At 36.5% G+C, this 23,196-nt stretch carries 16 protein-coding genes and 1 riboswitch (1 of these 17 cut by a window edge); of the genes, 15 read left to right on the forward strand and 1 reads right to left on the reverse strand.

Annotated elements, in window-relative coordinates:
- Positions 1-56 precede the first annotated feature (56 nt).
- The 4 genes from VXM77_RS00690 (at position 57) to VXM77_RS00705 (ending at position 6,068) form a co-directional block, all read left to right on the forward strand.
- Positions 57-1,031: a ribose-phosphate diphosphokinase gene (locus VXM77_RS00690; protein ID WP_161832457.1), complete on the forward strand. Its 975-nt coding sequence runs from the start codon at positions 57-59 to the stop codon at positions 1,029-1,031.
- A gap of 322 nt (positions 1,032-1,353) precedes the next feature.
- Positions 1,354-1,914 carry an aminoacyl-tRNA hydrolase gene (pth, locus tag VXM77_RS00695; RefSeq protein WP_161832458.1) on the forward strand — a complete coding sequence of 187 codons (561 nt, stop codon included), beginning with the start codon at positions 1,354-1,356 and terminating at the stop codon, positions 1,912-1,914.
- A 25-nt stretch (positions 1,915-1,939) separates the two neighbouring features.
- Positions 1,940-5,470: a transcription-repair coupling factor gene (mfd, locus tag VXM77_RS00700; RefSeq protein ID WP_338506619.1), complete on the forward strand. Its 3,531-nt coding sequence runs from the start codon at positions 1,940-1,942 to the stop codon at positions 5,468-5,470.
- Positions 5,471-5,528: 58 nt separating this feature from the next.
- Complete coding sequence (locus VXM77_RS00705; RefSeq protein WP_161832460.1) at positions 5,529-6,068, forward strand: stage V sporulation T C-terminal domain-containing protein; 540 nt, start codon at positions 5,529-5,531, stop codon at positions 6,066-6,068.
- A gap of 127 nt (positions 6,069-6,195) precedes the next feature.
- Here the strand turns inward: VXM77_RS00705 and guaB are convergent, their stop codons facing one another.
- Positions 6,196-7,671, reverse strand: coding sequence for an IMP dehydrogenase (gene guaB, locus VXM77_RS00710; protein WP_161832461.1), 1,476 nt, complete (start codon positions 7,669-7,671; stop codon positions 6,196-6,198).
- Between the two features lie 430 nt (positions 7,672-8,101).
- A riboswitch (purine riboswitch) is annotated at positions 8,102-8,202 on the forward strand.
- A 213-nt stretch (positions 8,203-8,415) separates the two neighbouring features.
- Between guaB and VXM77_RS00715 the strand changes: the two genes are divergently transcribed.
- The 11 genes from VXM77_RS00715 to VXM77_RS00765 all read left to right on the forward strand — a co-directional run.
- On the forward strand, positions 8,416-10,077 hold the full coding sequence (locus VXM77_RS00715; protein ID WP_338506620.1) for a formate--tetrahydrofolate ligase: 1,662 nt from the start codon (positions 8,416-8,418) through the stop codon (positions 10,075-10,077).
- A 126-nt stretch (positions 10,078-10,203) separates the two neighbouring features.
- Positions 10,204-10,716, forward strand: coding sequence for a 5-(carboxyamino)imidazole ribonucleotide mutase (gene purE / locus VXM77_RS00720; RefSeq protein ID WP_161832463.1), 513 nt, complete (start codon positions 10,204-10,206; stop codon positions 10,714-10,716).
- Positions 10,709-11,839 carry a 5-(carboxyamino)imidazole ribonucleotide synthase gene (gene purK, locus VXM77_RS00725; protein WP_338506621.1) on the forward strand — a complete coding sequence of 377 codons (1,131 nt, stop codon included), beginning with the start codon at positions 10,709-10,711 and terminating at the stop codon, positions 11,837-11,839. The genes purE and purK overlap by 8 nt, the downstream gene beginning before the upstream one ends.
- Before the next feature lie 16 nt (positions 11,840-11,855).
- Positions 11,856-15,563 (forward strand): phosphoribosylformylglycinamidine synthase, encoded by a 3,708-nt coding sequence (locus VXM77_RS00730; protein ID WP_161832465.1) that lies wholly within the window; start codon positions 11,856-11,858, stop codon positions 15,561-15,563.
- A 124-nt stretch (positions 15,564-15,687) separates the two neighbouring features.
- The gene (gene purC / locus VXM77_RS00735) at positions 15,688-16,398 is read left to right on the forward strand and encodes a phosphoribosylaminoimidazolesuccinocarboxamide synthase (RefSeq protein ID WP_161832466.1); all 711 of its coding nucleotides are present in this window, start codon (positions 15,688-15,690) and stop codon (positions 16,396-16,398) included.
- 10 nt (positions 16,399-16,408) lie between these two features.
- On the forward strand, positions 16,409-17,839 hold the full coding sequence (purF, locus tag VXM77_RS00740; protein ID WP_338506625.1) for an amidophosphoribosyltransferase: 1,431 nt from the start codon (positions 16,409-16,411) through the stop codon (positions 17,837-17,839).
- Positions 17,840-17,853: 14 nt separating this feature from the next.
- Entirely contained in the window at positions 17,854-18,879 is a 1,026-nt protein-coding gene (purM, locus tag VXM77_RS00745; RefSeq protein WP_338506628.1) for a phosphoribosylformylglycinamidine cyclo-ligase, read from the forward strand.
- Positions 18,876-19,436, forward strand: coding sequence for a phosphoribosylglycinamide formyltransferase (gene purN / locus VXM77_RS00750; RefSeq protein ID WP_338506630.1), 561 nt, complete (start codon positions 18,876-18,878; stop codon positions 19,434-19,436). The genes purM and purN overlap by 4 nt, the downstream gene beginning before the upstream one ends.
- Before the next feature lie 14 nt (positions 19,437-19,450).
- Positions 19,451-20,983 (forward strand): bifunctional phosphoribosylaminoimidazolecarboxamide formyltransferase/IMP cyclohydrolase, encoded by a 1,533-nt coding sequence (gene purH, locus VXM77_RS00755; RefSeq protein ID WP_338506632.1) that lies wholly within the window; start codon positions 19,451-19,453, stop codon positions 20,981-20,983.
- 26 nt (positions 20,984-21,009) lie between these two features.
- The gene (gene purD / locus VXM77_RS00760; RefSeq protein ID WP_161832471.1) at positions 21,010-22,263 is read left to right on the forward strand and encodes a phosphoribosylamine--glycine ligase; all 1,254 of its coding nucleotides are present in this window, start codon (positions 21,010-21,012) and stop codon (positions 22,261-22,263) included.
- A 125-nt stretch (positions 22,264-22,388) separates the two neighbouring features.
- Positions 22,389-23,196, forward strand: the 5' portion of a protein-coding gene (locus tag VXM77_RS00765) for an alanine--glyoxylate aminotransferase family protein (protein ID WP_262951162.1). 284 nt of this gene lie beyond the right edge of the window; the window shows 808 of its 1,092 coding nt (coding positions 1-808); the start codon lies at positions 22,389-22,391; the stop codon falls past the right edge of the window.

The raw sequence follows: 23,196 nt of genomic DNA on the forward strand, positions 1-23,196 counted from the left end.
GCGAAATTGTGTAAAATATTGTCTGAAGTGTGTTTATTCTAGGAGGTTAAATCAGCATGGCAGAAATTAATCGTAAAAAGTTTAAGATTTTTAGTTTAAATGCTAATCGTCCATTAGCACAAGAAATTGCAGATCGTATCGGTGTTCCTTTATCGGATTTAACAGTTAATCGTTTTGCAGATGGTGAGGTACAAGTTAATATTAATGAAACTGTACGTGGACATCATGTTTTCGTTGTACAACCAACACATAATCCAGTAAATGATCACTTAATGGAGCTTTTAGTTATGATCGATGCTTTAAAGCGTGCATCAGCTAAAACCATTAATGTAATCATGCCTTATTATGGATATTCTCGTCAGGATAGAAAAGCAAAAGCGCGTCAGCCAATTACAGCGAAATTAGTAGCGAACTTAATTGAAGCTGCAGGAGCAACACGTGTGATGACAATGGATTTACATGCGACGCAAATCCAAGGATTCTTTGATATTCCAATCGATGACTTCCGAGCAATGCCTATTATTGCAAAATACTTTATTGATAAAAACTTAGATGATATTGTTGTTGTATCGCCAGACCATGGAGGAGCAACTCGCGCTCGCGTACTTGCTGAATATTTAGATGCTCCTATCGCAATTATTGATAAACGTCGTCCGAAACCAAATGTTGCAGAAGTTATGGGATTAATCGGAGAAGTTGAAGGAAAGCATGCTATTATTATCGATGATATGATTGATACAGCGGGAACGATTCAGATTGCAGCGAATGCGTTAAAAGAGCGTGGGGCGTTATCTGTTTATGCGGCTTGTACACATCCAATTCTTTCGGGTCCAGCTGTTGAACGTATTGAAAATTCAGCCATTAAAGAATTAGTTACTACAAATACAATTAACCTACCAGAAGAAAAACGAAGTTCTAAAATTACACAATTATCTGTTGGCGAATTATTAGCAGAAGGTATTTTACATATTTTAAATGATGAGCCGGTATCAGACTTATTTGTCTATAATCGTGACTTATATAATTTTTAATTAAATGATGAACTGAGGGGGCAAAGCTAATCATTAGCTTTGCCTTTTTATGTGCTCTATGAGTGAATGCCAGTTAAGAATGGGGCCCTAGTAATAGAGGGTGACTAGCCTGATGAACAAATTAATGGGCAAGAAATGGATGAGAGAGGGGACGCGTGGCTTATCAAGGTTTCCAGTTTTATTTTAGAAAAAGAGTAGGAATTAAAGGACATTTTTTTGAGGTATGGAAAAAGCTAATCGATGATTGAATAATGATTGGTAAAATATATAAGGTTCATGTAAAATAGAAGAGGCTATTAAAACTCAAGACGAGGTGATTTTTATGAAATTGTTTGTAGGTCTGGGAAATCCAGGTTCAAAATATGAAAGAACACGTCATAACGCGGGGTTTATGGTGATTGATAGACTAAGTTCAGCATGGAATATTCCCTTAATAGAAGAGAAAAAGTTTAAAGGTGAGATGGGAAGAGGAATTGTAAAGGGTGAGAAAGTTATATTACTGAAACCGACGACGTTTATGAATTTATCAGGTGAGTCCGTTCGTGCACTTATTGATTTTTACGATATTGATGTAGAAGATATTATTGTAATTTATGATGATTTAGATTTACCTCATGGAAAAATTAGAATGCGTTTAAAGGGGAGTGCAGGGGGGCATAATGGTATTAAGTCATTAATTGCACACCTTAAAACTCAGGAGTTTAAACGTATTCGTATTGGAATTGACCGTCATCCTAAGATTCCTGTTGTGGATTATGTTTTAGGAAAATTTACAGAGGATGAACTGGCATTAGTCAATCAAGCGATTGATTTATCAGTGAAAGCATGTGAAATGACATTAACTGAATCTTTTAATAAGGTGATGACAGAGTATAGTAAGTAGTTTTAACTAAGGGGTGGATGGAAGAATGAATATAATGAATCAGTATATTTCAAAGTCGGATGCAATCCAAACTTTGATAAAGGCGTTAGATGGTGAGCATCAAAACGTTTTACTTAGCGGAGTAACTCCGTCTTTTTATGCGTCATTAATGCAAATGTTGTATGAGAATAAAAGAAGGCCTGTAGTTATTATGATGCAAAATTTATATCAGGCCCAGCGTTTGTATGATCAGTTAGTGGAGTTGATGGACGAAGGGTTGGTCCGTCTTTTTCCAATGGACGAATTTATCACAGCGGAAATGCTAGCTTCAAGTTCTGAATTACGTATTGAAAGGATGAATACATTATCTTCGATTATTGAGGATCCTAACAGGATCATCGTTACTCATGTCGCAGGTGCTGCCCGTTTTTTACCGCCTAAGGAAGTTTTTCAACAGGCGGATATTTCATTAGAGGTTGGTGAGTGTTACGATTTAGATACATTAAAAAGAAAGCTAATTGAACTTGGCTACCAATCTGTACGTGCCGTGGAACATATGGGAGAGTTTAGTGTGCGCGGTGGAATTCTTGATGTGTTTCCAATGACGGAAGAAAATCCATTACGTATAGAATTTTTTGACGATGAGATTGACACGATACGCTATTTTACAACGGATACACAACGTTCGATAAAGAAAGTTGAGCGGGCTGTCATTGTTCCAACCTTTGAGTTGGTATATTCGGATCAGGAGATTAAGGCCTTTGAATCAAGCATAAAGGATCTTTTGAACAAAACGTTACCTCTTGTGGATGGGGAAGCACGAGAGATGTTATATGCGAGAATTTATCAAGATATCGAAAAAATTCAAAATCATCAGGATTTAGAATTAATGCATAAATATATTTCGCTTCTATATAAGGATCCGGATACTTTATTATCCTATTTAGACAATCCGCTTGTTATTTATATTGATTATGCCCGTGTTTTGGAAAATCAAGAGCATATGAATGAAGATGCGTTAGCTTGGCAAGAAGGCGCGATTGAAAATGGAAAAACAGTCAAAGGGTTAAATCTGTATCAACCTATCACGACCATTTCAGTAGCTCATCAGTTATTTTTATCTGAACATCTTGGTACGTTACCTAATGTGGAATTGGACCAACATGTTAAATTGGCAACGAAAAGTGTATCGGAGTTTCACGGACAACTAGAATTCTTTGCTAAGGAATGTAAACGTTTAAGAGAAAATGGCGCGACGGTTTTTGTGGCTGTTTCGAGTGTTGAAGCACGGAATAATTTGGCGAACTATTTGGATGAATTAGGTGTTGGTGTAGCATTCCCTACAACCATTGACGAGATTCGCGAAGGGTCTATTCATCTTATTTGTGATTGCTTGGCGGTAGGATATGAACTATTAGAGCCACATATTGTTGTCTACACCGATTATGAGGTCCATACAAAGCGTAAGAAATCTACGGCGTATAAGAGCAACTTTAAAGAAGGAAAAAAAATGAAAGATTATAATGAACTACAACTGGGAGATTATGTCGTTCATGTTCAACACGGAATTGGTCAGTACATTGGAATTGAAACATTAGAAACTAATGGAGCGCGTAAAGACTTTTTAATGATTGCCTATCGCGGGGACGATAAGCTATATGTTCCTATTGATAAAATTCAGATGGTTCAGAAATATGTAGGTTCCGAGGGAGCCAAGCCGAAAATTAACAAATTAGGGACATCCGAGTGGGAGAAAACGAAATCTAAAGTTAAGAAGACCGTTAAAGATATTGCGGATAAGTTGATTAAAATCTACGCCAAAAGGGAACATCTTCCGGGTTACGCTTTTGCGAAAGACACGATTGAACAACATGCCTTTGAAAATGCCTTTCCATACGTGGAGACTGACGATCAATTAAGAGCTGCAAGTGAAATTAAGGAAGATATGGAAGCCCCACATCCAATGGATCGCTTGTTAATTGGGGATGTAGGTTATGGTAAAACGGAAGTTGCGATGCGAGCAGCCTTTAAGGCCGTTCAAGATGGTAAACAGGTTGCTTATTTGGCACCCACAACCATTTTGTCTAAACAACATTATGAATCATTTGTTTCGCGCTTTCGGGATTTTGATGTCAAGGTGGGCTTACTGAACAGATATATTTCAGTAAAAGAACAACAGGAATTGCTAGAAAGTATAAAAAGTGGTAAAATAAATATCGTTGTCGGAACTCATCGGATTTTATCAAAAGATGTTATTTTTAAAGATTTAGGACTTTTGATTATTGATGAAGAGCAACGCTTCGGGGTTGAACATAAGGAAAAAATCAAAGAGTTTAAAACTGAAGTTGACGTCTTAACGCTGACTGCAACACCCATTCCAAGAACATTACAGATGTCGATGATTGGAATTAGAAGTTTATCGCTGATTGAAACTCCCCCGATGAATCGTTATCCTGTACAAACTTATGTTTTAGAGGAACACGATGGGGTTATACGAGATGCGATTGAGCGTGAATTGGCGAGGGATGGACAAGTATTCTATTTGTATAATAGAGTATCTGATATAGAGAAGCGGGCTGCGAAAATACAAAAATTAGTTCCAGATGCAGTTGTAGAATATGCACATGGTCAAATGAGTAAAGAGCAGCTTGAACAAACAATGGCAGATTTTGAAGAAAAGAAATTTAATGTTTTAGTTTGTACAACGATTATTGAAACAGGGATCGATATACCTAATGCAAATACACTGCTTATCTCTGATGCATATCGCCTAGGATTATCACAACTTTATCAGTTAAGAGGGCGTGTGGGTCGTAGTGATCGGATTGCTTATGCTTATTGTATGTACCCACGAAATAAGGTGTTGACTGAAAATGCTGAAAAAAGGTTACAGACAATTAAGGAATTTACTGAATTAGGATCAGGTTTTAAAATTGCAATGCGTGATTTGGCGATACGGGGAGCCGGAGATATGTTAGGTGCGAAGCAATATGGGTTTATTGACACGGTCGGATTAGATTTATATACCCAATTATTAAGTGAAGCAGTCGTTCATGCTAGAGAAGGTAGCGATTTTGAAGTCTCTTCATTTGAAGTACCAAAGGTAGAGTTTGACTTTCCTACGAAAGTCGATGCCTATATACCAGACTTTTATATTAGTGATGAATCAACAAAAATAGAAATTTATCAAAAAATTAAAAAAATTACCAATGATCATTCTTATAATGATATTATCGATGAATTAATTGACCGTTTTGGAGATTTTCCTGATGAGGTTAAGTATTTAATTGATTTAACTTATTTAAAAAACTTAACAGAAGGATATATTGAAAAAACAAAATCGACTAAAAATACGATAGAATTCATATTAAAGGAAGAAATTACACAAGATATTAATGGACAGAAGCTATTTGAGGCTGTTCATAAGATTGGTTCAATGATTCGCTTAGCTTACAAAGAGGGAAGAATCAATATTATTTTTGATTTACCTGTTGTAAAAAGATTACAATGGTTCGAATATGCATTGGACCTCTTTAAAGATTTTGAAAGATTCAAAAATAATGTAAAAAAGGTATAATTTATAAAAAAACATAAAAACTAATGTTAGATAATCCGAAAGTGAGGTTTTGAGAAAGATGAAAGCTACAGGAGTCGTACGTCGTATAGATGATTTAGGTCGAGTTGTAATACCAAAAGAAATTCGTAGAACAATGCGTATTCGTGAAGGGGATTCTTTAGAAATTTTCGTTAATCAATCAGGAGAGGTCGTTTTAAAAAAATATTCTCCTATTGCAGATATTTCTGCTTTTGCTCAACAATATGCAGATGCAGTACAAGGTTCAACTAAAAAAGGTGTTTTAATTGTTGATCGCGAAGATATTATTGCTGCTTCGGGTGAAATTAGAAAACAATATTTAAATCGCCGAGTAAGCCGTCCTTTAAGCGATATGATTGAAAATCGTACCTCTAAAATTGCTGAAGGAAAAGAAGTGTTAGAAATCGTAGACGGTGAGACAACAGAACGTTCATTTGTTATGGTTCCTATTATTTCAAATGGTGATAGCTTAGGTGCCGTTATTTTAGTTGGAACTGAAGAAGATGAATTCGTTAATGAATTAGATATTAATAGCGCTAAAATTGCAACAGCCTTCTTAGGAAAATATTTAGAGGGATAATAAAGAAAAGGACATTAACTTTGATTAAAAGCTAATGTCCTTTAAAATTCATGATAAATTTTATGAAATGATTTTGTTTTATTAATTTATGGTCAAAAAAAGAGTGTGGATAATCCACACTCTTTTTTTATTTTTGATAGTTAGGTGCTTCTTGTGTGATTTCAACATCATGTGGATGTGATTCTCGTAGACCCGCATTGGTAATACGAACAAATTTAGCATTTGTTTTTAATTCCTCAATAGTTGCTGTTCCACAGTAACCCATTCCTGCACGTAATCCACCACATAATTGATAGATTACATCTTCTAATTTACCTTTATACGGAACACGGGCTTCGATTCCTTCAGGCACTAACTTTTTAGCTTCTTGTTGCTTTCCTTGGAAGTAGCGATCACTTGATCCACGTTTCATAGCAGCTAAAGATCCCATTCCTACATAAGTTTTATAGCGACGTCCATTATATAAAATCTCTTCTCCAGGAGCCTCCTCACATCCGGCGAATAATCCACCAAACATAGCGCAGTCAGCACCCGCAGCAATTGCTTTAACAAAGTCTCCACTTAGTTTTAATCCACCATCTGCAATTACTGGAACCCCTACAGTTTTACAGTATTCGTAAACGTCGTTTACAGCTGAAATTTGAGGTACACCTACACCAGCTACGACGCGAGTTGTACAGATTGATCCCGGACCGATTCCTACTTTTACAGCATCAGCACCCGCAGCGATTAAGTCCTTAGCAGCTTCAGGTGTGACGATGTTTCCACCGATTACTTGTAATTGTGGGAAAGCTTCTTTGATTTGACGAACTGTGTTAATAACTCCTAATGAGTGACCGTGCGCTGAGTCTACCGTAATAACGTCTACACCGGCATTGACTAAAGCTGATACACGTTCCATTGTGTCTAAACCAATTCCAACTGCAGCACCACAACGTAATCGTCCATGTTCGTCCTTACAGCTATTAGGATATGACATTGTTTTATCAATATCTTTGATAGTGATTAGTCCACGTAAGACTCCATTTTCGTCGATTAGAGGTAGTTTTTCGATGCGATGGTTCATAAGGATTTCTTTTGCCTCATCTAAAGTGATTCCGATAGGGGCAGTCACTAACTTATCGCGTCCTGTCATAACTTCACTAACTTTTAAGGTATGGTTATTACGATATTTTAAGTCACGATTTGTTACGATTCCTTTTAAAATTCCAAATTCATCGACAACTGGGAATCCAGATACTTTATAATGTTTACATTTCTCGTTAGCTTCTTCAAGTGTTACATCCTCTAAAAGTGTTACTGGGTCTGAAATCATTCCGTTTTGATAAAGTTTAACACGACGCACTTCTTCGGCCTGTTCAGTGATTGTCATGTTTTTGTGGATAAATCCAACTCCTCCTTGATGAGCCAGGGCGATTGCTAAACGAGATTCAGTGACTGTATCCATCGCTGAAGAGATGATAGGAACATTTAATTCGATTTGACGTGTTAATTTTGTTTTTAACGATACATCTTTAGGTAATACTTCACTTCTTTGAGGGATTAACAATACATCATCAAATGTTAATCCTGTTGAAACAACCTTTCCGTTTAATGAATTCATAGTAGGTCCTCCTATAGTTGGTTATTTTATGTCCTCGGCGTGCATAGTATATTTTGTGTGCCTTGTTAAATTTGTAAACATGATAGCATAATTGGTAGTAGCGTGCAACTACAAAAAATAATATAATGAATGAATAACGGAAAAATCATGTTGTGGGAGAATAAAATGGATGGATTAGGTAAACAATATAGAGTTATTTTGAAAATTATGATTGATATTTTCAAATAATTGGTTTATAATTCAATTGTAAATATTTTGTTATTAAATGAAAAAATTTGTAGGAGGTCATTGGGATGAATTGTATGTATATTCGAAAAGTAAAGAAAAAGCAGACAATTTTATCATGTCCTCAATACAATATTAATAAAGAGACTAAAAGGCATAAGGGTTAATTGCGTTTTTTAACGTGTATGTTTTTTAGTCTTTTTAATTGAATAAATATTACAACATTCATATATCATCGATAATATGGTTCGAAAGTTTCTACCCCTTACCGTAAAATTAGGGACTATGAAGGTTGCATAAAATAAAGTTAAATAAGTTGAAGAAACAATGAAAATTCGTTAATACAGGATGAAGTAGAGTTAATGCTTTTTATCCAGGGGAGAATTTTTAAAACTTATGTAATGTTTTAGGCACCTTTAGTTCTTAGCTAGAGGTGCCTTTTGTTTATGTTTTGACCGATATTGTTTATTCTAAATGGGTAGGGCAGTTTCTTATGATGTGAAAAGGAGTGTATTTAAAATGAAAAACGACTTACAAATTGCTAAAGAGATTGAATTAAAATCGATTACAACAATTGCGGAGGAACTAAATATCTTAGATGATATTGAGTGCTACGGTAAATATAAAGCTAAAATTGATTTAAGTGTCATGAATAATCAACGTAAAGATGGAAAGTTGGTCTTAGTGACAGCGATTAGTCCAACGAAAGCTGGTGAAGGAAAAACAACGATGACAGTTGGATTAGGACAAGGTTTCTATCATGTTGGCAAACAGTCTGTGATTGCTTTACGTGAACCATCATTAGGACCGGTTATGGGACTAAAAGGTGGAGCAGCTGGTGGGGGTTACTCTCAAGTGTTACCGATGGAAGATTTGAATTTGCATTTTACTGGTGATATTCACGCTATTACAAGTGCTAATAATGCCATCTGTGCTTTGTTAGATAATCATATTTATCAAGGAAATGAATGTGAGATTGATCCAACCAAAATTGTGTTTAAACGTTGCCTAGATTTAAATGATCGTACGTTACGTGAAATTACAATTGGACAAGGGTCACATGTTAATGGAATTGAACGTAAAGATGGATTTAATATTACTGTTGCTTCTGAAATTATGGCTGTTTTATGTTTGGCAACTAGTTTAGAGGATTTAAAAGAAAGAATTGGTAACATTATTGTTGCGTATACAAAAAATGATCAACCGGTATTTGTGAAGGATTTAAAAATCCAAGGTGCGATTACGATGTTATTAAAGGATGCTTTAAAGCCAAATTTAGTTCAAACGTGTGAAAATACACCTGCAATTGTTCATGGAGGTCCATTTGCAAACATTGCCCACGGATGTAACTCAATTATTGCGACTAAAACGGCGTTAAAATTAGGGGAATATGTTGTAACTGAAGCTGGTTTTGGTGCTGACTTAGGTGCTGAAAAGTTCTTAGATATTAAATGTCGTGAAGGTAAATTAACACCTGATTGTGTTGTTATTGTTGCGACAGTTCGTGCGTTAAAAATGCATGGTGGGGTAGAATACGACAATTTAAAAGAAGAAAATGTTGAGGCATTAGCAAAAGGAATTGAAAATTTAGCGAAACATATCGACTCTATTCAAAAATTCAACTTACCGTATGTGGTTGCCGTGAATCAGTTTACTCACGATACAGAAGCAGAATTAGAATTCCTAAAAAAATGGTGTGAGGAAAATAACCACCCATGCGAGATTGCTAACGTTTGGTTAAATGGTGGAGCAGGTGCTAAGGAGTTAGCTAATCGTGTTATTGAATTAGTTGAGAATAATGACCAAACATTTAAAGTTTTATATGAGCGTGAGGCAAAGTTAGAGGACAAAATTTTAACTATTGCAAAAAACATTTACGGAGCTCGTGGAGTTGTTTATACAGATGAAGCTAAAAATCAACTTCAAAAAATTAAAGAGTTAGGTTATGAAGATTTCCTAGTATGCATGGCTAAAACACCAGTTTCGTTAAGCGATGATCCAAAGGTATTAGGACGTCCAACAAACTTTGATATTACGATTCGTGAAATTCGCATTTCGGCAGGTGCAGGGTTTATTGTATGTTTAACAGGAAATGTATTAACGATGCCAGGCTTACCAAAACAACCAGCTGCACTTAAAATGGATGTGACGCCAGAGGGAGAATGTGTCGGATTATTCTAGAGAGTAATAAGCATCCGCTCGATATATTTTGAGGTTAAAATAGGAAGGAACGGGGCTAACGGTTCCCTCCTTCTAACTTAATAAATATAAGGATAGAGTTTTGATCTAGTTTGGAGGAAAAAACTTATGGAGAGAATTTATGAAATTTCAAGTAAACCATTAGTTGGAATTATCATGGGTAGTAAATCCGATTTAGAAACGATGCAAGAGTCGATGAAAGTATTGGACGAATTGCAAATTTCATATGAGGCACACGTTGTATCCGCTCATCGTACGCCAGATAAAATGTTCGAATATGCTGAACTTGCGCGAGAAAGAGGGATTAAGGTGATTATTGCTGGAGCAGGAGGAGCTGCTCACTTACCTGGAATGGTTGCAGCTAAAACGACACTTCCTGTTATCGGTGTTCCTGTTCAGTCTAGAACGTTAAATGGGATAGATTCGCTTCTTTCAATCGTTCAAATGCCTGGAGGAATTCCAGTTGCCACTGTTGCAATCGGTAAAGCAGGTGCGAAAAATGCGGGATTGCTTGCAGCTTCTATTTTGAGTACAAGTAACGCTACGATTACAAAAAAGCTAGATGAATATCGTGAAGAAATGACGGAATCTGTGTTAAAGGAAAGTGATCTAGGTGAGTAGAGTGATTTTACCCGGTGCTACTATTGGGATTATTGGTGGCGGGCAACTTGGACGAATGATGGCAATATCGGCAAAACAAATGGGATATAAAATAGCGGTGTTGGAGCCTTCAAAAAATGGCCCCCTCGCTCAAATCGCTGATTATGAAATCAATGCCCCTTATGATTGTGAAGAGGCTTTAATAAAGTTATTAAATTTAAGTGATGTTGTCACGTATGAGTTTGAAAATATTGATGGAAGTCAAATTAAAAGGGTAGAAGCTAGAGGGTATTTACCTCAGGGAGAGCGTCCTTTAATGTTGACCCAACAAAGGTATATCGAAAAAAAAGCAATTAATAAGTGTGGGTTTCAAACGGCCCCTTATGAAAAAGTAGAAGGAGTCGATGAATTAAAGCAGGCAGTGTTAAATATTGGTTACCCATGTATTCTTAAAACAGTAAGTGGAGGTTATGATGGAAAAGGCCAATGGACATTAAAGTCTGATTTAGATTTAGAAAATGTCCAATCCGTTGTAGCGACTCAACCTTGTATTTTAGAAGATTTTGTTCCATTTACAAAAGAAATTTCAGTTATTGTGACGCGGGGAACGAACAAACAAGTTGAGGTTTTTCCGATTGTTGAAAATATTCATCACAATCATATTTTGCACTTAAGTGTTGTGCCTGCCCGAATAGATAAACGTCAACAATTACAAGCAGAGGAAATTGGAAAAACATTAATTGAGAAATTAGACTTTGTGGGAACACTTGCGATTGAGATGTTTGTTGTAGGAGATGAGCTTATTATTAATGAGTTAGCTCCACGCCCTCATAATTCAGGTCATTATACGATTGATGCGTGTAATGTTTCTCAATTTGAACAACATATTCGTGCCATTTGTGGATTGCCTTTGATCAAACCACAATTAATTAAATCTGCGACGATGTTAAATCTTCTAGGCCAACATGTAGATTATGCGTTAGAGATGTGGAAAAAGCCCGAGTTTTCAGAGGCTAAACTTCATCTTTATGGAAAAGCAGAAGCAAAAAGAAATCGTAAAATGGGGCACCTCACGTTTGTTAATCCGTGTGAAGCAACAGTATTAGAACAGGTTAATCAATTTTTAAATAATTTTCCCAAGTAAAGGATGAGGATGAGAAATGAGTCAGTATCGCGTTTATGTAGAAAAGAAAGAGAGTTACGCAACGGAGGCTATGAGCTTAGCGCATGAGTTGAACGAGAACTTGCACCTTGCATTAAAAAATGTTCGTATTGTTAATGTGTACGACGTGTTTAATATTAATGATCAACAATTAGAAGTGACGAAACAAAATGTTTTGTCTGAAAAAGTAACGGATGTGGTTAGCGAGACATTAGATCTAGAAAATAAGGTTTACTTTGCTGTTGAATTTTTACCGGGACAATATGATCAACGTGCCGACTCTGCTATGCAGTGTATTCAACTTTTAACAGGAAATGACGAAGTTCGTGTTAAAAGTGGTAAAGTAATTCTTCTAGATGAAGATACTTCTAACGAGGATTTAGAAAAAATTAAACATTACTATATTAATCCGATTGAAATGCGTGAAAAGGATATGGATTCTCCTTTGAAATTAGATGAGTCAGTTGAGATTGAAGATGTACAAATTCATCTAGGTTTTATCGATTATAATGATGAGCAATTAGATCAATTTTTACACGAACATAATATGGCGATGACTTTAGATGATATCAAGTTAATTCAAGCGTATTTTTGTCGAAAAGAACACCGAAATCCGACAGAAACTGAATTAAAGGTGCTTGATACTTATTGGTCTGACCATTGTCGTCATACGACCTTTGAAACGGTTCTTCAAAACGTAACGTTTGAAAGTGGACGTTTTCATGAAATTTTAGAGTCAACTTACAACGAGTATTGTGAGATGCGTCAACGTGTACATCATAATCGCAAGCCGATGACTTTAATGGATATGGCGACTATTTCAATGAAGGAGCAAAGAAGGTTAGGGTTATTAAAAGATTTAGAAGTTTCAGACGAAATCAATGCATGTAGTATTTTCATCGATGTTGATGTAGATGGTGTAATCGAACCATGGTTATTAATGTTTAAAAATGAGACGCATAATCACCCTACTGAAATTGAACCATTTGGTGGAGCTTCAACTTGTATTGGTGGGGCTATCCGTGACCCACTATCTGGACGCTCATACGTTTATCAAGCGATGCGTATCAGTGGTGGAGCAAATATTCTTGAAACAATCGAAGAAACGATGGAAGGTAAACTTCCACAGCAAGTCATCTCTAAACGATCGGCTGATGGAAATAGTTCTTACGGAAATCAAATTGGTTTAGCAACAACCTTTGTACGTGAAATTTACCATGAAGGGTATAAGGCAAAACACATGGAAGTAGGGGCTGTAGTTGGTGCAGTTAAGGCTAGTGATGTTCGTCGTGAAAAACCACAAGCAGGGGATATCATTGTGTTATTAGGTGGAAGAACAGGACGCGATGGTATTGGTGGAGCAACGGGGTCATCAAAGGCTCACACTAAAACATCTATTCAAACGGCTTCGTCTGAGGTTCAAAAAGGGAACGCGCCAACCGAGCGTAAAATTCAACGTTTATTTAGAAATGGAGAAGTAACACGTCTAATTAAAAAATGTAATGACTTTGGAGCAGGTGGGGTTTGTGTTGCCATTGGTGAGTTAGCAGATGGACTTGAGATTGATTTAAACAAAGTTCCAGTAAAATATGAAGGGTTAAACGGGACAGAATTAGCCGTTTCAGAATCTCAGGAACGTATGGCTGTTTTAATTGATCCAAAGGATTTAGACACGTTCATTGGATTTGCTACTGAAGAAAATTTAGAGGCAACAGTGGTTGCTAAGGTTACTGATACAAACCGACTAGTAATGTATTGGAATGATAAGGTGATCGTCAACTTATCACGTGAGTTTTTAGATACAAATGGTGCACGTCAATACATGGATGTCAAAGTTGTCACACCAAAGGAAGAAGATCCATTTGCGAGTAAAATTGAAGGAGAAACCATTAAGGAAAAGTTTTTAAATAACTTAAGACAACCTAATGTCGCATCTTTACAAGGGATGGTTGAAATGTTTGATGCAACAATTGGGGGAACAAGTGTTTTAATGCCTTATGGAGGAAAGTATCAATTAACTGAAACAGAGGGATCTGTACATAAAATTCCACTTCGTCATGGGGTGACAAATACAGTAAGTATGTTAACACATGGATATAATCCAGATATTACAACTTGGTCACCATTTCATGGGGCGGCTTACGCAGTAATTGAATCGATCGCACGTATTATAGCGTTAGGTGGAAAATGGCAAGGAATTCGTTTTTCATTCCAGGAATATTTCCGTCGCTTAGGTCAAGATCCAGAAAATTGGGGTCAACCATTCGCCGCGCTATTAGGTTCAATCTATGTTCAACAAGGATTTAATCTACCGGCTATTGGTGGAAAGGATAGTATGAGTGGATCATTTGGTGATTTACATGTCCCACCAACACTTATTTCATTTGCAGTGCAAACTGAAAAGGCGTCTAAAGTTTTATCTCCTGAATTTAAGGAGGTAGATAACTACATTTATTTAATTAAGCATAATCCGACGAAGGATTTAATGCCAAACATTGAACAATTAAAAGAAAATTATAATTTTATTTACGACATGGTGACGCTTGGTCATATTAAATCTGCGTTTAGTATTAAACAGGGGGGGATTGCTGAAGCGATTGCCAAAATGTCGTTTGGTAATAAGATTGGGGCAAGCATTAAGACAGGTTATGATTTATTTAATATAGATTTTGGATCGATCATCGTTGAAACAGATCGCCCACTATTATTTGAACATGCTCATTTATTAGGGAAAACGACGAAAGATCCGTTAATTATTGTTAATCAAGAGGTATTAACGATTGATGAGTGTTTGGCAGCATGGCAAGGGAAATTTGAACACGTCTATCCGATTGCCTCTTCATCATCGGAAAAAATGGTTCAAACAGTTGACTACACGAATAGACATATTAAAACCTCTCCTTTAGGAGCGACTCCACAAGTATTTTTACCTGTGTTCCCTGGAACAAATTGCGAATACGATACAGCACGAGCTTTTGAAAGGGCAGGAGCTCAAACTATTATCGATGTTTTTGGTAACCAAAATCACCAAGATATTGAGTCTTCCATTGAACGTATGGTGAAACATATTGATCAATCACAAATTTTAATGCTTTCAGGTGGATTCAGTGCCGGAGATGAACCAGATGGATCAGGTAAATTTATTACATCTGTTTTAATGAATGAACGAATTCGAGAAAGTGTTGAAGGATTACTCGAGCGTGACGGATTAATCTTAGGAATTTGTAATGGATTCCAAGCATTAATCAAATCTGGATTATTACCTTATGGAAAATTTAATCAAGTAACAGAGGATTCACCGACGCTAGTAAAGAACGATATTAATCGCCACCTTTCTAAAATTGTTCGTACAAGAATCGCATCCAATAAATCGCCATGGTTATCGCAAACTGAGGTAGGGGCTATTCATAATGTGGCAATTTCTCATGGTGAAGGTAAGTTTGTAGCGAATGATAAAATGATTAAACAATTAATTGAAAATGGTCAAATTGCAACGCAATATGTTGACTTAAATAATCAAGCGACCATGGATGGTATTTATAATCCAAATGGATCTATTATGGCTATCGAGGGGATTACGAGTCCAGATGGACGAATCCTTGGTAAAATGGGGCACTCAGAGCGAATGGGAGACCAAATTTTTAAAAATGTCCCAGGGGATTATGATCAGTTAATTTTTGAAAGTGGAGTTAAATATTTCAAATAGAAGTTATTGGTTTACGGTTTATGTGAAGGATTGAGAGGGATTGAGAGGGATTGATCAGTCTAATCCCCTCAAATTCCTTTCTATAATATATAGAGGTATATAGAGAAGACGGAGGATGATTATAATGAGTCAAAATCGTGTAATGTTATATGAAGGAAAAGCGAAACAAATTTTTAAAACAGATGATGCAGCAAAGGTAGTTATTCATTATAAGGATGACGCAACAGCGTTTAATGGAGTAAAAAAATCGAGTATTGCTAATAAGGGAATCTTAAATAACGCTATTACAACCATCATTTTTGAAATGTTAGAAAAACGCGGAATTAAGACACATTTTATCGAAAAAATAAATGAACGTGATCAATTATGCCATCAAGTAGAAATTATTCCTTTAGAGGTGATTATTCGTAATGTTATTGCTGGAAGCATGGCAAAACGTTTAGGAATTGAAGAAGGGACAGTACCAAGTAACGTTGTATATGAATTATGCTATAAAAACGATACGTATGGTGACCCATTAATTAATGATGATCATGCTGTGGCATTAGGATTGGCAACATACGAGGAATTAGCCACAATTAAAAAAATGACATTAGAAATTAATCAAGCACTTATTGAGTTTTTCGATAAGCAAGGGATTCGATTAATTGATTTTAAAATCGAATTTGGTCGTAAAAATGATGGAACCATTGTATTAGCAGATGAGATTTCTCCAGATACATGCCGATTATGGGATAAAGAGACAAACGAAAAATTAGATAAAGACCGTTTCCGACGAGATCTTGGGAATGTAGAAGAAGCGTATATTGAAATTTTAAATCGTGTCAGTCGATAGGGTGAGTGGAATGTCAGAATTAGACTTATTTTTTGAAAATAAAATGAATGAAGAATGCGGCGTGTTCGGTGTATTTAATCACGAAAATGCGGCAGAGTTAACTTATTACGGGTTACATGCCCTCCAACATCGTGGGCAAGAGGGAGCCGGAATTGTTACAAGTGATGGACAAACTCTTCACCAACATAAGGGTGAAGGGCTAGTTCATAACATATTTACACAACAAGATATTAATCGATTAGCAGGAATTCATGCCATCGGTCATGTTCGTTATTCAACAGCAGGTGGTGGAGGTATCATGAATGTGCAACCTTTTTTATTCCAATCTCAAACGGGGAGACTTGGGTTGTGTCATAATGGTAATTTAGTTAATGCCCATCAATTAAAAGGATATTTGGAGAATGAAGGTAGTATTTTTCAAACAACATCTGATTCGGAAATTTTAGCGCATTTGTTAAAAAGACAACGTGGCGATATGTTAAGTGCCCTAAAAGAATCATTGCTTTATATCGAGGGTGCCTTTGCTTTCTTATTATTAAAGGAAAACGAAATGTATATTGCTTTGGATAAATTAGGGCTGCGCCCTTTATCGCTTGGGAAAATTGGTGAAAATGGATTTGTTGTTGCCTCAGAAACTTGTGCTTTCGATGTGATTGGAGCAACTTATATTCGTGATGTTAAACCGGGTGAGGTCATCCGTATTGATTTAGAAGGGATGACTTCAGAAAGTTATGCGGTGAAGGGTGAGCAGAGTATGTGCAGTATGGAATATGTCTACTTCGCTCGTCCTGATAGTGATATTGAGGGAATTAATGTTCATCAGGCGCGAAAAAATTGTGGACGTATTTTAGCTAAAGAAGCTCCTGTTGAGGCAGATATTGTTGTTGGTGTGCCTGATTCGGGATTGAGTGCGGCGATTGGGTATGCAGAAGAATCGATGATTCCATTTGAAATTGGGATGGTCAAAAATAAATACATCGGACGTACTTTTATTCAACCTTCACAGTCTCTTCGAGAACAGGGAGTTAAAATGAAGTTATCAGCTGTTCATTCAATCGTTAAAGATAAACGAGTTGTTCTAATTGATGATTCAATCGTTCGTGGGACGACTTCACGACGAATGGTTGATATGTTACGTGAGGCCGGTGCTCGAGAAGTGCATGTGAGAATTGCTTCACCCGAGATAAAGTTTCCTTGTTTTTACGGGGTAGATTTTTCAACTTATGATGAATTAGTGGCGGCTACACATACAACGGATCAAATATGTGAGTTAATTGGGGCGGATTCATTAGCGTTTGTCTCAGTTGACGGTTTAACAAAGGGTATTGGACGTGATTCTAAACTTGGAAAGAACTGTGGTCAATGCGTGGCCTGCTTTAACGGGGACTACCCGACGTACTTATATGAAGATGTAAAAAGTGCCAATAAGGAAGTTAAATAAGAGGTGAAAGAGAAATGAGTAAAGCATACGAGTTATCTGGTGTTAGCTTAGAAGCGGGTTATGAAAGTGTAAATCGAATTAAAAAACATGTAGCAAAAACGCATCGACAAGGAGTTTTCTCAGGAATTGGTGCTTTTGGAGCAATGTTTGACTTATCAGAATTAAATTATAAAAAACCGTTATTAGTTTCGGGGACTGATGGAGTAGGAACTAAATTAATGGTTGCTATTAAAGCTGATGTTCACGATACAATTGGAATTGATTGCGTAGCTATGTGTGTAAATGATATCGTTGTGCAAGGAGCTCAACCCCTTTACTTTTTAGATTACGTCGCTGTTGGCAAAAATGAGCCTGAAAAAATTGAAGCTATCGTTAAGGGAGTAGCTGATGGGTGCCAACAAGCTGGTGCCGCATTAATTGGTGGTGAAACAGCAGAAATGCCGGATATGTATGACTTAGATCATTACGATTTGGCAGGATTTGCAGTTGGCGTTGTTGAAAAAGACCAGTTGATTACCGGTGAAAAGGTGAAAGCAGGCGATGTCCTAATTGGTTTACCATCGAGTGGAATTCATTCAAATGGGTATTCTCTTGTTCGAAAGATTTTATTTAAAGATAATGACATTGACTTAAATCGTTATGAAGATTCATTAGGTATGACAGTGAAAGAAGCTGTCTTAGCCTCTACAAAGATTTATGTAAAACCTATTTTATCGCTTATTAAGGAAATCGGTGTCCATGGTATGGCACATATTACAGGTGGAGGATTTGATGAAAATATCCCACGTGCTTTACCTAAAGGTTGTGGTGTGAAGATTAATAAGAACTCTTATCCTATACCTCCAGTTTTTAACTACCTAAGAGAGTTAGGTAACTTAGAAGAACGTGAAATGTACAATGTCTTTAATATGGGGATTGGAATGGTTATTATTGTTGATCGTCAGGATGCAGAAAAGACAATGCAAATTTTGAAAAACTGTGATGAGGAACCTTATATTATTGGAGAGGTCATTGAGGGAGAAGGAGTTCAATTAGTATGAAGAAAATAGTTGTTTTTGCATCTGGGAGTGGAAGCAACTTTCAAACTATTGTTGAAAAATTACATCTAAAAAAATGTGAAGTAGCCTTGTTAGTTTGCGATAAAGAAGGAGCCTATTGTGTAGAGCGTGCCAAACTGCTTGGTATCCCGACTTTCGTCTTCCATCCTAAGGATTATGCCAAAAAGGCAGACTTTGAAAAGGTAATTTGTCAGGAGTTATCTAAGGTGGAGCCCGATTTAATCGTTTTAGCGGGATATATGCGTATTATTGGTCAGACACTTTTAGATGCCTATGAAGGTAAGATCATTAATATTCATCCAGCATTATTACCTGCTTTTCCAGGTCGTGATGGAATTACAGATGCCTTGAATTATGGTGTGAAGATTATGGGTGTCACGGTTCACTACGTTGATGCAGGAATAGATACAGGGAAAATTATTGATCAATCGTGTTTCAAACGTTCAGGTCAAGAATCTAAGGAAGAAATAATAAATCGTATTCATGAGTTAGAACATGAATTGTATCCACAAGTTATTGAAAGACTTTTAGAGTTATAGGAGGCGTTTAGGGAATGAAACGAGCGTTAGTTAGTGTATCAGATAAAACAAATTTAGTACCTTTTGTAAAAAGATTAGTAGAATTAGGGTATGAGATTATTTCAACAGGTGGAACTAAAAAGGCTTTAGAGGAAGCCGGTGTGGAAGTTATTGCAGTTGATGCGGTGACTGGATTTCCAGAAATATTAGAAGGGCGCGTTAAAACGTTACATCCAATGATTCACGGAGGCTTATTGGCAAAACGTGGGGATAGTTCTCATCAACAACAGGTGGATGAAAATCAAATCAAGTATATCGATCTTGTGTGTGTCAACTTATATCCATTTGCTAAAACTATTCAAAATACGGCTTCAACTCATGAGGATAAAATTGAAAATATCGATATTGGTGGACCTTCAATGTTACGTTCTGCCGCTAAGAACTTTAATGATGTGACAGTTATTGTCGATGCAAAAGATTACGATTTAGTTATTTCAGAAATTGAAGAGAATCAAAATACAACATTAAAAACACGTCAAATGTTAGCAGGAAAAGTGTTTAATCATACAGCAGCATATGATGCGATGATTGCTAATTATTTTAATGAAATTAATGAAATCGAATTTCCAGAGAAATTAACGTTAACTTATGACTTAAAACAGGGATTACGTTATGGTGAAAACCCTCATCAAAAGGCGGCGTTTTATCAAACGTTACAACAGCCTTCATATAGTGTGGTTAATAGTCAACAATTACATGGGAAGGAATTGTCTTATAATAACATTGCGGATGCAAATGCTGCACTCGAAATTTTACAAGAATTTGAAGGACCAGCAGCCGTTGCGGTTAAGCATATGAATCCATGTGGTGTTGGGTTAGGTTCAACGATTGAAGAAGCATATGATAAAGCATACCAAGCGGATCCAGTATCTATTTTTGGTGGAATTGTTGCATTGAACAAAGAGGTGACTAAAGAGGTAGCTGAAAAATTACATCAGTTATTTTTAGAAATCGTTATCGCACCAAGCTTTAGTGAGGAAGCCTTAGCGATTTTAAAACAAAAGAAAAATCTTCGTCTTTTAATTACTGATATGTCAAAACGATTAGAAAATGGAATGAAATTAGCATCAGTTAAAGGTGGAGTGCTTGTTCAAGATCTTGATACGCTTCAAGTTAACAAAGAAGAATTAGAGTGTGTGACTGAAGTTCAACCAACAAGCGAGGACTTAAAACAATTAATGTTTGGGTTTAATGTGTGCAAGCATGTAAAATCAAATGCAATTACTTTAGTAAAAGAGGATATGACTATTGGAATTGGTGCAGGACAAATGAACCGTGTAGGATCAGCTAAGATTGCGTTAGAACAAGCCGGAGAGTTATCACAAGGGGCTTATTTGGCATCAGATGCTTTCTTCCCGATGTCTGACACGGTGGAGTTAGCTGCAAAATATGGTATCAAAGCTATTATTCAACCAGGTGGATCAATTAAAGATCAAGATTCAATTGATGCATGTAACAAGCATGGAATATGCATGGTATTTACAAAGGTTCGTCATTTTAAACATTAATGGATGAGTGATAAGAGGAGTAGGCTATGAAAGTTTTAGTTATTGGACGCGGTGGACGTGAGCATGCCATCGTAAAAAAATTAGTACGTGATCGTAAGGCATCTCAAATTTTTTGTGCCCCAGGAAACGATGGAATGAGTGAAGCAACCCTTGTTCCAATTGAGGAGACTCATGTTGCGGAATTGGCGGCTTTTGCTCAAGAAAATCAGATTGATTTAACAATTGTCGGTCCTGAGGTATCTCTAATGGCAGGGGTTGTTAATGAGTTTAATCAATTAGGGCTACCTATCTTTGGTCCTACTAAAGAGGCAGCTTTAATTGAAGGTAGTAAAGCCTTTGCAAAATATATGATGCAAAAGTATGATATTCCGACGGCGGCCTATGGAGAGTTCACTAATATAGAAGAGGCTACGGCTTATCTAAGAACACAAAAGATGCCAATTGTAATTAAAGCTGACGGATTGGCGGCTGGAAAGGGAGTTGTGATTTGTCAAACGTTGGAAGAAGCTGAAGCTACTGTCAAGGAAATGCTTCTTGATCGAAAATTTGATGATGCATCATCTAAAATTGTTATTGAGGAGTTTTTAGACGGAGAAGAGTTTTCTTTAATGGCTTTTGTTTCAAATGAAATTTATAAGGCAATGCCTATCGCACGTGATTATAAACGTGCTCATGATGGTGATTTGGGATTAAATACGGGAGGAATGGGAAATCATAGTCCTCACCCATTAATTTTTGACACTGATTATGAAGATGCAATTAACCAAGTGATTGAACCAATGACAAAGGCGATGATTGAAGAGGGAATCCCTTTCACAGGAATTTTATATGCTGGTTTAATGAAGACAGCGGAAGGGATTAAGGTTATTGAATTTAATGCCAGATTCGGTGATCCTGAGACGGAGGTGTTACTCCCACGCCTTGAAACAGACTTAACTGATATTATGTTATCCTTATTAGAAGGTAAAGATATTGAGTGTCATTGGAATGATAAAGCCACTGTCGGAATCGTTTTGGCTGCTAAGGGATATCCAGGTGCTTACGTAAAAGGAACACCAATTAAAGGATTAGACGAATTAGTCGATGTAGATGTTTGTCATATGGGAACGAAATTAATTGATAATCAAATCTCCTTAAATGGCGGGCGTGTTCTGTTTGTTGTGGGAACTGGCGATACGCTTGAAGATGCACGTCAAAAAGTCTATCAAGAAGTAAAAAAAATAGACTGTAAAGATTTGTTCTACCGTACAGATATCGCAAAAAAAGTGATAAATAGTTAATTAAAATAGAAGGGAGATATCATTTTATCTCCCTTTAATTGCATAGATTAGTTAATGAATGTTTATAAGATTGGAGATAATAGGCTTCTAAGATTATGTGATAAATGAAAAGAGGGTGAAGGAGAATGAGTAAAGTTTTATTTACACCAGGACCGACGAATGTTCCTGATTTTATTAGAGAGGTTCTTGGACGAGATTTAATTCATCATCGAATGGCAGACTATCACGAGTTACTAAAGGAAATCAACGAAGATTTAAAAGTTGTGTTCGGTACATCGAACGATGTTTTAGTTTTAACATCTTCTGGAACAGGGTCAATGGAATCAACCGTTGTTAACCTTTTTTCACAAGGTGATTCCGTACTGGTTATTAATACGGGATGGTTTGGGAAAAGATTTATTGAAATCTGCCAGGTTTATGGGTTAACTGTTCATGAATTATGTTATGAGTGGGGAAATAGTTATAATATTGACGAAGTTGAAAATATTTTGGATAAATTCCCGGAAATTAAAGGAGTTTTTGTGACATATCATGAAACCTCGACAGGTGTTTTGAACAATTTGAAACCGTTAGGGAATTTAACGCGAAATAGAGGCTGCCTATTAATTACAGATTGCATTAGCGGGATGATTGTTCATGAATTTCACATGGATGAATGGGGAGTCGACTGTGCAGTTGCTAGTAGTCAAAAGGGATTCTTGCTTCCACCGGGATTAAGTTTTGTCGCCTTAAGCGATAAGGCAAAGGATGCCATGGAACAATCGAGTTTACCTAAATATTATTGGGATTATAAAAAATATTTTAATTCTTTTAATGAAAAGTGCGAACAACCTTTTACGCCAGCTATTTCGATTGTCGTTGCTTTAAAGGAATCGTTAAGTTACTTGCTAGACAAAGGTGTAACAACAGTCGTTGATGAGAAGAGAATGCTTA

It is taken from the genome of Turicibacter sp. KK003 (assembly GCF_037014675.1).
Classification (GTDB): Bacteria; Bacillota_I; Bacilli_A; order MOL361; family Turicibacteraceae; genus Turicibacter; species Turicibacter faecis.